Origin of the sequence: Isoptericola sp. NPDC056134 (assembly GCF_042264825.1) — a bacterium.
Lineage (GTDB): Bacteria > Actinomycetota > Actinomycetes > Actinomycetales > Cellulomonadaceae > Isoptericola > Isoptericola nanjingensis.
Map to the genome: position 1 here is coordinate 42,525 of NZ_JBHJVM010000011.1, position 11,552 is coordinate 54,076.

The window sequence follows — 11,552 nt, forward strand, 5'->3', positions numbered from 1 at the left end:
CTATCTCCTGGGTGCGTGAGGGACGGCGGCGCCCACGACCGGGAGGTCACCGGGCACGTCGAGGATCACGGTAGCGCCCGCCGCGACCGAGACCGGGGTTCCCGCTGCGGCCACGCCGCCGTGGCCCACCACGACCTCCAGGGCCCGGTCGTCGGGCGCCCGCAGCCGGGCGCGGGTCAGCGCGCCGTCGCGCCACGCGAGGTCGACCTCGGCCCCGCCGCGGGCCCGCAGCCCGGTGACCTCGCCGTCGGGCCATGCCGGGGGCAGCGCGGGCAGGAGGTCGAGGCGCACGGCGCCGCCGTCCCGCCGGTGCGACTGCAGCAGCATCTCCGCGACGCCCGCGGTGAGGCCGAGGTTGCCGTCGATCTGGAACGGCGGGTGCGCGCTGAACAGGTTCGGGTACAGCCCGCCGCGCTGCCCGGCCGGGTGCCGCTCGTCGGGGCCGTCGGCGGGGCGCAGCGACAGCAGCACCTGGTCGTGGGCCCGGCCGCCCTCGCCGAGCCGCGCCCATAGCGAGATCCGCCAGGCGAGGGACCAGCCCGTGGACTCGCGGCCGCGCAGCTCGAGGCTGCGGGCGGCGGCCCGCGCCAGGTCCGGGGTGGTCGTCGGGTCCAGGTCGCCGAGGGGGTAGAGCCCCACGAGGTGCGACAGGTGCCGGTGCTCGGGCTCAGCCTCGGGAACCTCCTCGCCCCACTCCAGCAGCTCACCGCGCGACCCGGTCGCCGGGCCCGGCAGCGCGGCGGCGACGGCCTCGAGGCGGGGGAGCCACGGCTCGTCGGCGTCGTCGAGCCCGAGCCCGCCGGCGGCCTCGCGGCAGCCCGCCGCCAGGGCGCGCACCAGCGCCACGTCCATCGCGGCGCTGGTCGTGACCGCGGCGGGCTCGCCGTCGGGGGCGACGAACTGGTTCTCCGGTGAGGTCGACGGGCTGGTCCAGGCGTGCAACCGGTCTCCGTCCCGCCCGGCGCCGGACGGGGAGCCGCCCGCCGTCTGCACCCAGGCCAGCGCGAACTCGCCCGCCCCGCGCAGCGCGGGCCACGCGGCCCGCAGCGCGGCGTCGTCGCCCGTGAACCGGTGGTGCTCCAGGAGGTGCTGGGCCAGCCACGTGCCGCCGTGCGCCCACGCGGACCACTTCGCCTCGCCGCGGCCGTTGCCGACGGGCGCCGCGTGGCCCCACGCGTCCGAGTTGTGGTGCGCCACCCACCCGGCGGCGCCGTACAGGTCGCGGGCGACGACGGCGCCCGGCCCGTCGGCGAGGCTGCGGACGTAGCGCAGCAGCGGTTCCTGGCTCTCGGCGAGCCCGGTCGTGCCAGCCGCCCAGTACGCCATCTGCAGGTTGATGTTCAGCGTGTAGCCGCTGCTCCACGGGCCCGGCAGCCACGGGTTCCACAGGCCCTGCAGGGTGAGCGGCAGGCCGCCCGCCCGGGAGGACGACAGCAGCAGGTAGCGGCCGAGATGGAACGTGAGCGCCGCGAGGCCCGGGTCGGGGCGCTCGGCGGCGGCCAGCACGCGGCGATCGGTGGGCAGGTCGGCCGCGCCCGCCGGGGACGGCAGCGCCAGGTCCACGCGGCCGTAGTGCCGCGCGTGCTCCGCGACGTGCGCGGCGCGCAGGCGCTCGCGGAGCGCGTCCGCGCCCTCGACGGAGGCGTCGTCGCCCTGACCTGCGCCGCCGGGGTCCCCGCCGGTCGTGAGCTGTGCCGCGATCCGGTCGGCCGGCGCCGCGGCGCCGGCGTCCCCGGGCGGGTCGGTCGTGGCGGTGGCGACCAGCAGGACGTGCGTGCGTGCGACGCCGGTGCGCAGCGTGCCGTCGTCGACGGCGGCGTCGCGGTCGGCGGGCGCGGCCACGGCGACGGTGCCGGTGCGGCCGAGCGCGGCGTCGTAGCGCAGCTCGCCCTCGGGATGGTGCGACGGCGGGACGTCGACGGGCAGGTCGAGCGTCCGCACCAGCACGGCGGCGCCCGCAGGGCCGGCCGGACCGTCGGCTCGCGACAGGTCGACGGGCGGGCGGGCCGACGCCCGCAGCAGGCTCTCGACGCGCACGACCAGGCGGACCGGGCGCTCGGCGCGCACGGTGTGCACCACCGCGCCGCCGCGGGAGTCGGCCCAGGTCTCCTGCACGACGCGCCCGGCCACGGGATGCTCCCACGCGTGCGTGGCGACGGCCGTGCGCAGGTCCAGCTCGCGCCGCTCGATGCCGTGGGGGTGCGGTGCGGGCCCGCTCGGCGGGCCGGCGGGCTCGACGGCGACGTCGATCTCGGCGAGCGGGAGGTAGGCCTGCGCCCACGGGGTCTGCATCTCGGCGAGCAGGGCCTCGGCCCCGCGCACGTCGCCCGCCTCGACGGCGGCACGGACCCGGGCGAGGTGCTCGGGGCCACGGGCTCGCGCCCCGGCCAGCGGGTCGGGGTGCGGCGAGCCGGACCAGGCGGTGAGGTCGTTGAGCCACAGGTGCTCCACCCCGGCGCGGCCCGTGCACATCACCCCCCGGCGCCCGTTGCCGACGGGGTAGGCCTCGACCCACCGGGTGGCGCTGCTGTCGGTGTGGAGGACGTGCGTCGTCGCGCGTAGCTCGGCCATGGTCGGAGAGCGTAGTGCGCGCGGGCGAATCGGTTCGACCGTCGGGGCGGTCGCCGGGAGGCGCGCGGTCCCAGGTCGAGGAGCACCTGCTTGACGACGGTTCGTCCGGGGTCGATACTCGCCGTCGAAGCGCTTCGATTTACATCGGGCGCCTCGCCGCGGCCCGTGCACTGCCGCCGCGGCGCCGGACTCGACGAGGAGGACCCCCATGCTCCACCGCGCACGCACGCTGTCCGCGGCCGCACTGATCGCCGCGTCTGCCCTGACGCTGACCGCCTGCGTCGGCGGCGGGGGAGGCGGCGGAACGACCGCCGGGGGCGGCGACACCGACGACAAGACCCTGACGATCTGGCACTACGAGAACGAGGACTCGGCGATGGGCCAGGCGTGGGCCAAGGCGATCGAGATCTTCTCCGAGGAGCACCCGGACGTCACGGTCGAGGTCGAGAAGCAGACGTTCGAGCAGATCCAGAAGAACGCGAAGATCGTGCTGACCGGCGACGACGTGCCCGACGTCATGGAGTACAACAAGGGCAACGCGACGGCCGGTCAGCTCGCCGCGCAGGGCCTGATCGCCCCGCTGACCGACGCCGCGGAGGAGAACGGCTGGGCCGACAAGCTCTCCGGCTCGCTGCAGACCACCGCGCGCTACGACGAGAACGGCCTCATGGGCTCCGGCGACTGGTACGGCGTGCCCAACTACGGCGAGTTCGTCGGCGTCTACTACAACAAGCAGATGTTCGCGGACGCGGGCCTCGAGGTGCCGACCACGCTCGAGGAGCTCGAGCAGGTGATGAAGGCGTTCAAGGACGACGGCGTCACCCCGTTGGCCGAGGCCGGCGCCGAGTACCCGATGGGACAGCTCTGGTACGAGCTCGTGCTGGCGAACGCCGACCGGGAGCTCGTCGACCAGTACCAGCTCTTCGACGGCGACGTCGACTTCCACGGGCCGGAGATGACGGCGGCCACCGAGCAGCTCGACTCGTGGATCGAGGACGGCTACGTCGCCTCCGACTCCGCCGGCCTCACGGCTGAGGACATGGGCGTCGCCTTCATGAAGGGCGACTACCCGATGATGGTCTCCGGCTCGTGGTGGTTCGGACGGGTGACGGCGGAGATGAAGGACGACTGGGGTCAGTTCAACTTCCCGGGGAACACGCTGCACACCGGCTCGTCGGGCAACCTCTGGGTCGTCCCGACCAACGCGGACTCGCCGTCGCTGGCCACGGAGTTCATCGACACCACGCTGCGCCCCGAGGTGCAGGACGTGCTCGCGCAGACGGGCGGCCTGCCGGTCGCGGGCGACGCGTCCACGATCACCGACGACACGACGCGCGAGCTCACCGAGAACTTCCAGGCGATCCTCGACGACGACGGCCTGGCGTTCTACCCCGACTGGCCCGTGCCGGGCTACTACGACACGATCGTCAGCCAGCTGCAGTCCCTGATCAACCGGTCGAAGACACCGGACCAGGTGCTCGACGGGCTGGAGTCGGCCTACACGGACGGCAAGGCCGACCTGCTCGGCGAGTGACGACGTGACCGCCACCCTCAGCCCGCCCGCGGCGGCGTCCCGGGCCGACGCCCGGACGCGCCGCCGCCGGCGGGGCACGACCCTGCCCTACCTGGCGTACCTGCTCCCCGGCGCGGTGCTCTTCGTGCTCGTCATCGGGTACCCGCTGGTGACCAACGTCTACATCAGCCTGTTCTCCTGGCGCGGCGGCCTGGCGCCGCTCACCTGGGTGGGCCTCGACAACTACACGGAGCTCTGGCACGACGCCGCGTTCTGGACGTCGTTCCAGAACTCCGTCGCGATGATCGTGGCGATGGTGCTCGTGCCGACCGTGATCGGCCTGCTGCTCGCGGCGGTGCTGTTCGACTACCTGGGCCGGCGGTTCGGCGCCCGCGTGGCGTCGGTCCTGCGGGCCACGTACTACCTGCCGCAGATCCTCCCGGTCGCCGTCGCGGGCGTGCTGTGGAACTGGATCCTCAACGCCCAGACGGGCGCGCTCAACGAGATCCTGCGCGCCGTCGGCGTCGCGGACCCGCCGAACTGGCTGGGCGACCCGAGCACGGCGCTCCCGAGCGTCATGCTCGTGCTGATCTGGGTGCAGATCGGGTACCCCGTCGTGATCTTCATGGCGGCGCTGCAGCGGGTGGACCCCGAGCTCTACGAGGCGGCGGAGCTGGACGGCGCCGGCTGGTGGCGGCGATTCCGGGCCATCACGATCCCGCAGATCCGCCCGGAGACGTTCGTCGTGACGCTGACCTGCACGGTCGCGGCGCTCAAGGTGTTCGGCCCGATCTACGTGCTGACCCGCGGCGGCCCGGAGAGCTCCACGCTCGTGCCGAGCTACTACTCGTACCTCAACTTCTTCGACAAGTCGCGGGTGGGCTACGGCGCCGCCGTCGCGACCGTGCTCACCGTGGTGATCCTCGTGGTCGCCGTCGTGATCCTCGCGCTGCAGACGCGCGCCGAGCGGGCCGAGGAGGTGGGGCGCTGATGGCCGCGACCCTGGCGACGGTCCGGTCGCGCAGCGGGGACCGCCACCACCGGGGCGCCGGGCGCTGGTTCGTGCTCGCGGGCGCCGTCGTCGTCGCGCTGCTCGTGGTCGCGCCGCTGCTGGTGATGCTGCTCAACGCGTTCAAGTCGCCCGACGACTACACGCAGCACGGGCCGCTCAGCCTGCCGACGAGCCTGTACCTCGACGGGCTCGTGAACTTCTGGCAGCGCACCGAGTTCCCGGTGAAGCTGTGGAACTCGTTCTTCATCTCCGCCGTCGTGGCGGTGGCGGCGTGCGCCCTCTCGCTCCTCAACGCCTACGCGATCGGGATCGGCCGGATCAAGGGCCGGATGTGGGTGGTGCTGCTCTTCCTGCTCGCGAACATGCTCCCGCAGGAGGCGCTGATCTACCCCCTGTTCGACATGGCCCGGCAGGTGGGGCTGTCGAACTCGCAGTGGTCCGTGATCATCATCTTCACGGTCATCCAGTCGGCCTTCGGCACCTACCTGCTGGCGTCCGTGCTCGGCACGTTCCCGCCGGCGCTGCTCGAGGCGGCGGCGCTCGACGGCGCGGGCCGCTGGCGGATCCTGTGGCGGGTCGTCTTCCCGATCGTGCGGCCCACGCTCATGGTCCTGATGATCTTCTTCTTCATCTGGACCTGGAACGAGTTCTTCATCCCGCTGGTCATGCTCACGACCAACGACACGCAGACGATCCCGATCGCGCTCGCGTCGCTGCAGGGCGACCGGATGATGGACGCCCCCACGACCAACGCCGGGGCGCTCGTCTCCCTCGTCCCGGCCCTGGTGTTCTTCCTGATCTTCCAGCGCACCCTCACCCGGGGCGTCACCGCCGGCGCGGTGAAGTAGCGCACCACCCCCTCGCGCGGCGTGCTCCTCGGCGCTCCGCCATCATCGACACGACAGCACGGAGTAGGTGCACCTGATGAAGTTCACCGACGGCTACTGGCAGACCCGCCGTGGCATCGCGCCGCTGTACGCGGTGGAGGTCGACGACGTCCGCGTCGACGAGACCGCGGGCACGATGACCGTGTACGCCCCGACGGCGCCGGTCCGGCGCCGGGGCGACACGCTCAACCGGCCGATGCTCACGGTCACCTACTCCTCTCCCGCGCCGGGCGTCGTGCGGGTGCGCGTGGAGCACTTCGCGGGGGCCGCGCGCCGCGGGCCGGAGTTCGCCGTCCAGGGCGAGCCGGGCTTCCTCCCGGTCGTCAAGGTCGACGAGACGGAGGGCGTGCTCGAGACCGGCGGGCTCTCCGTGCGGGTGCACCGGGGCGGCGGGTGGCACGTGGACGTCGAGCACGACGGCCGCGTGCTCACCTCCAGCCTGCCGAAGTCCGTGGGCGCGATGAGCGCGACGTCGGGCCCGCTCGAGGGCGGCACCTGGGTGCACGAGCAGCTCACGCTCGAGCCGGGGGAGCACGTGTACGGCCTCGGCGAGCGGTTCGGGCCGTTCGTCAAGAACGGGCAGTCCGTCGACGTCTGGAACGAGGACGGCGGCACGTCCAGCGAGCAGGCGTACAAGAACGTGCCGCTCTACCTGACCAGCAAGGGGTACGGCGTCTTCGTGGCGCACCCGGAGCGGGTGTCGCTCGAGGTCGCGTCCGAGGTGAACACGCGCGTCCAGTTCTCGGTGGAGGGCCAGTCGCTCGAGTACTACGTCATCGCCGGCCCGGCGCCGAAGGACGTGCTGCGCCGCTACACCGCGCTCACCGGGCGGCCGGCGCGCGTGCCGGCCTGGTCGTACGGCACGTGGCTCTCGACGTCGTTCACCACCGACTACGACGAGGCCACGGTCACGAGCTTCGTGGACGGGATGGCCGAGCGCGGTCTCCCGCTCAGCGTGTTCCACTTCGACTGCTTCTGGATGCGCGAGTACCAGTGGTGCGACTTCGAGTGGGACCCGCGCGTCTTCCCCGACCCGGAGGGCATGCTCGCCCGCCTGCACGACCGGGGCCTGAAGGTGAGCGTCTGGATCAACCCCTACATCGGGCAGCGCTCGCCGCTGTTCGAGGAGGGCCGCGCCAAGGGCTACCTGCTGCGCACCACGGACGGCGGGGTGTGGCAGTGGGACCTGTGGCAGGCGGGCATGGCGCTGGTCGACTTCACCAACCCCGAGGCCGCGGACTGGTACCTCGGCCACCTGGAGCGCCTGCTCGACCAGGGCGTGGACGCGTTCAAGACCGACTTCGGCGAGCGGGTGCCCACCGAGGACGTGGTCTGGCACGACGGCTCGGACCCGCGCAAGATGCACAACTACTACGCCGAGCTGTACAACGAGCTGGTCTTCCGCCTGCTCGAGCGGCGCCGGGGGCGCGGCGACGCCGTCGTCTTCGCGCGGTCGGCCACGGCGGGCGGCCAGCAGTTCCCGGTGCACTGGGGCGGCGACTGCGACTCGACCTACGCGTCGATGGGGGAGTCCCTGCGGGGCGGGCTGTCGCTCGCGCTGTCGGGCTTCGGCTACTGGAGCCACGACATCGGCGGCTTCGAGGGCACCCCCGACGCCGGGGTGTTCAAGCGCTGGCTCGCGTTCGGCCTGCTGTCGAGCCACTCGCGCTTCCACGGCTCGTCGTCGTACCGCGTGCCGTGGGCCTTCGACGAGGAGGCGGTCGACGTCGCGCGCCGCTTCGCGCACCTGAAGATGTCGCTCATGCCCTACCTCGCGCAGGCCGGGGAGGAGGCGCACGCCGCGGGCACGCCGATCATGCGGCCGATGGTGCTGGAGTTCCCCCGCGACCGGGCCACGTTCGGCGTCGACATGCAGTACATGCTGGGTGGGTCGCTGCTCGTGGCCCCGGTCTTCCGGGCCGACGGCACGGTCGAGTACTACGTGCCCGAGGGCACGTGGACGCGGCTGCTCGACGGCGCGGACGGCGGGCACGCCGAGACGGTCACGGGCCCGCGGTGGGTCACCGAGACCCACGGCTTCGACTCCCTGCCGGTGCTGGTGCGCCCGGGCACCGTCCTGCCCGTGGGGGCGCGGACCGACCGGCCCGACTACGCGTGGGCCGACGGCGTGGAGCTGCGCTGCGTCGAGCTCCCGGACGGCTACGACGCCGTCACCCCCGTGCCGACGGGCGGGCCCGGCGGAGAGACGGCGCACTTCCACGTCCGCCGCGCGGGCGACGAGGTCGCCGTCACGAGCGACGACGCCCCCGGCGCCTGGACCGTCCGGGCGGGCACCCGCACGGCCACGGGCGACGGCCCCGGGACCGTCACCCTGACCGTCTGAGCCGCTCTCGAGCACGCGGTCCGTCGCGCCACCCAGTGGCATGACGCGACGGACCGCACGCTCGACCGCGACGCCCTTCGGGTCCGGCCCGTTCCCGTGACCTACACTGACAGGAGTGTGGAAGCGCTCCCACACTCCTCTGCCACCCGCCATGACCTCCAGGATCGAGGACCGAGAACCATGACCAGCACGTCCACGGCCACCGCGACCGAGACGGTCGGCGAGGTGACCGCCGCCCGCACGTTCCCCGCCGACTTCCTGTGGGGCACCGCGACCGCGGCGTACCAGATCGAGGGCGCCGCCTCCGAGGGCGGTCGCGGGCCCTCCATCTGGGACACGTACTCCCACACCCCCGGGCGCACCCGCGACGGCGACACCGGCGACGTCGCGTGCGACCACTACCACCGCTGGGCCGAGGACGTGGACCACCTCGACCGGCTCGGCGTCGGCGCCTACCGCCTGTCGATCTCGTGGTCGCGCGTGCAGCCCGGCGGGAGCGGCTCCCTCAACCCCGAGGGCGTCGCGTTCTACCGCGACCTGCTGGACGCGCTGCGCGAGCGCGGCATCCGGCCGTTCGTCACCCTCTACCACTGGGACCTGCCGCAGGAGCTCGAGGACGCCGGCGGCTGGGCGAACCGGGAGACGTCGTACGCCTTCGCCGAGTACGCCCGGCACATGGCCGCCGAGCTCGGCGACCGCGTCGAGGCCTGGACCACCCTCAACGAGCCGTGGTGCTCCGCCTACCTGGGGTACGGCTCCGGCGTCCACGCGCCCGGCCGTACCGAGTCCGCCGCGGCGCTCGCGGCCGTCCACCACCTCAACCTGGCGCACGGGCTCGCCGCGCAGGCGATCCGCGAGGTGCTGCCGGGCGCGCAGGTGTCGATCACCCTGAACCTGCACGCCATCCGGCCGGCGGACGCGGCGTCCGGGGGCGACGCCGACGCCGTCCGGAAGATCGATGCGCTCGCCAACCGCGCGTTCCTCGGTCCGATCCTCGACGGCGCGTACCCCGACGACCTGCTCGCCGACACCGCCCACGTCTCCGACTGGTCCTTCGTGCACGACGGCGACCTGGAGCAGATCCGCCAGCCCCTGGACGTCCTCGGCGTCAACTACTACTCCACCGTCACCGTGCGGAAGTTCGCGGGCGACGGCGAGCGGTCGGAGAACGACGGGCACGGCGCGTCCAGCCACAGCCCGTGGATCGGCGTCACCGACGTCGAGTTCGCCGAGCAGCCGGGCCCGTACACCGCGATGGGATGGAACATCGAGCCCTCGGGGCTCACCGACCTGCTGCTGCGGCTGCACCGGACGTACCCCGGCCTGCCGCTCGCAGTCACCGAGAACGGCGCAGCGTTCGACGACGAGCTGGTGGTGGACGACGGGGAGCGCCGCGTGCACGACGACCGCCGCGTGGCCTACCTGCACGACCACGTCGAGGCCGTGGGCGCCGCCCGCGACGCGGGCGCGGACGTGCGCGGGTACTTCGCCTGGTCGCTCATGGACAACTTCGAGTGGGGCTACGGCTACTCCAAGCGCTTCGGCATCCTGCACGTCGACTATCCGACGGGCGAGCGCACCTGGAAGGACTCCGCCCACTGGTACCGCCGGCTGGTCACCTCAGGCGAGGTGCCGCCCGTCACCGCCGCCGCCCCCTGACGGGCACCCGGCCCCGCCTGTTCGGCACTACCGTGCGGGCATGACCGCCGCGCGTCCCGACCTGCCGCCCACCACCACGCCGGACGACGCCGCCCGGTTCGACGGCGCGCTCCGTACGCGGTGCCGGGAGCGGCGGGTGCCGGCCCTGTCCGCCGCGGTGGGGCGCGCCGGCGAGGTGGCGTGGACCGGCACGGCCGGCTGGGCGCCGTCCGGCCCGGGCACGGCGTTCCGGATCGGGTCGATCACCAAGCCCATGACGGCCGTGGCCGTGCTGCGGCTGGTGGCCGCCGGGCGGCTCGGCCTGAACGACCCCGTGGGCCGGCGTCTCGCGGACGCCCCCGCCCCGGACGCCACGGTCGCCCAGCTGCTCACGCACACCGCGGGCCTGCCGGCCGAGCCGCCGGGGCCGTGGTGGGAGCGGCACGGCGCGGGGTCGTGGGACGGCCTCGTCGCGTCCGGCGTCGAGCCGCTGTGGGAGCCGGGGGAGCGGCACCACTACTCGAACGTGGGCTTCGCGGTGCTGGGGCGGCTGCTCGAGGAGGCGCACGGCCGGTCGTGGGACGCCGTCCTGCGCGACGAGGTCTGGACGCCGCTGGAGATGACGAGCACCGGGCGGACACCGTCCGGGGACCCCGCCGTCGGATACGCCGTGCACCCCGACGCCGACGCCGTCCTCGTCGAGCCCGTGGCCGCCTACGGCGCGATGGGGCCGGCGGGGGAGGTGTGGTCGACCCCGTCGGACCTGGTGCGGTTCGGGTCGTGGCTGGTGGGCGCGGGCGGCGCCGCCGGTGACGAGGTGCTCCCGCTCGCGTGGCGGCGCCGGATGGCGGTGCCACGGGCGGTGGTCGACGACGACGTGCCGTTCACGTCCGCGTGGGGGCTGGGCGTGTCCGTGCACCACACGCCGGGCGACCTGGGACGCCCCGACCGGCGCACGGTGGGCCACGGCGGCTCGGTGCCGGGGTTCACCGCGACGCTGCGCGCGGACCCCGCGACGGGCGACGTCGTCGCCGTCTGCGGCAGCTCGACCGCCGGGTTCGGCGACGCGTCCTTCCTGCTCGACCTCCTGGACGGGCCGGCTCCCGTCCCTGTCCCCGCCCCTGCCGGCGCCGACGCCGCCGACCCCCGCGCCCTGGCGCTGGCCGGGACCTGGTACTGGGGCCCGATGGCGTACACGCTGGCCGTGCGCCCCGACGGCTGCCTTGACCTGAGCGCGTCGGACGGCCGGAGCACGGTGTTCGGGCCCGCGCCCGACGGCGGCTGGGTCGGCGTGGCGGGCGGCTACTGGCGGGGGGAGCGGCTGCGGCCCGTCGCGACCGGCACGCCCGCGGAGGCCCTCGACGTCGGCACCTTCCACTTCACCCGCACGCCGTACGACCCGGCGACGGCGGTGCCGGGCGGCGTCGACCCCGCGGGGTGGCGCGCCGTCGACTGACGGGTCGCGCGCGGGTGTGCGACACACCACCCCGCGTCACACACCGATGAAATCCACAAGGTTTTTGTCGGTTTCGCGCCGGGGGCGTCCGACCTTTCGGGGGCTTCTCCGACGGGGGACTTAGGGACTGG

Annotated in this window: 7 protein-coding genes; 6 read left to right on the forward strand and 1 reads right to left on the reverse strand. The window is 74.0% G+C overall.

Annotation, left to right across the window (positions count from 1 at the left end; genetic code table 11):
• Entirely contained in the window at positions 1-2,571 is a 2,571-nt protein-coding gene (locus ACFCZN_RS12325) for a glycoside hydrolase N-terminal domain-containing protein (RefSeq protein ID WP_430556976.1), read from the reverse strand.
• Between the two features lie 208 nt (positions 2,572-2,779).
• Here ACFCZN_RS12325 and ACFCZN_RS12330 point away from each other — a divergent pair, with 208 nt between their 5' ends.
• The 6 genes from ACFCZN_RS12330 to ACFCZN_RS12355 all read left to right on the forward strand — a co-directional run bounded on the left by ACFCZN_RS12330 (position 2,780) and on the right by ACFCZN_RS12355 (position 11,421).
• Positions 2,780-4,105 carry an ABC transporter substrate-binding protein gene (locus ACFCZN_RS12330; RefSeq protein WP_429766992.1) on the forward strand — a complete coding sequence of 442 codons (1,326 nt, stop codon included), beginning with the start codon at positions 2,780-2,782 and terminating at the stop codon, positions 4,103-4,105.
• 4 nt (positions 4,106-4,109) lie between these two features.
• Positions 4,110-5,075: a carbohydrate ABC transporter permease gene (locus ACFCZN_RS12335; protein ID WP_429766990.1), complete on the forward strand. Its 966-nt coding sequence runs from the start codon at positions 4,110-4,112 to the stop codon at positions 5,073-5,075.
• Positions 5,075-5,944: a carbohydrate ABC transporter permease gene (locus ACFCZN_RS12340; protein WP_430548369.1), complete on the forward strand. Its 870-nt coding sequence runs from the start codon at positions 5,075-5,077 to the stop codon at positions 5,942-5,944. The genes ACFCZN_RS12335 and ACFCZN_RS12340 overlap by 1 nt, the downstream gene beginning before the upstream one ends.
• A gap of 76 nt (positions 5,945-6,020) precedes the next feature.
• Positions 6,021-8,327, forward strand: a complete 2,307-nt coding sequence (gene yicI, locus ACFCZN_RS12345; protein WP_430556977.1) for an alpha-xylosidase — start codon at positions 6,021-6,023, stop codon at positions 8,325-8,327.
• 180 nt (positions 8,328-8,507) lie between these two features.
• Positions 8,508-9,986, forward strand: a complete 1,479-nt coding sequence (locus tag ACFCZN_RS12350; protein WP_430556978.1) for a GH1 family beta-glucosidase — start codon at positions 8,508-8,510, stop codon at positions 9,984-9,986.
• Positions 9,987-10,026: 40 nt separating this feature from the next.
• Positions 10,027-11,421, forward strand: a complete 1,395-nt coding sequence (locus ACFCZN_RS12355) for a serine hydrolase domain-containing protein (protein ID WP_430556979.1) — start codon at positions 10,027-10,029, stop codon at positions 11,419-11,421.
• Positions 11,422-11,552: the final 131 nt, after the last annotated feature.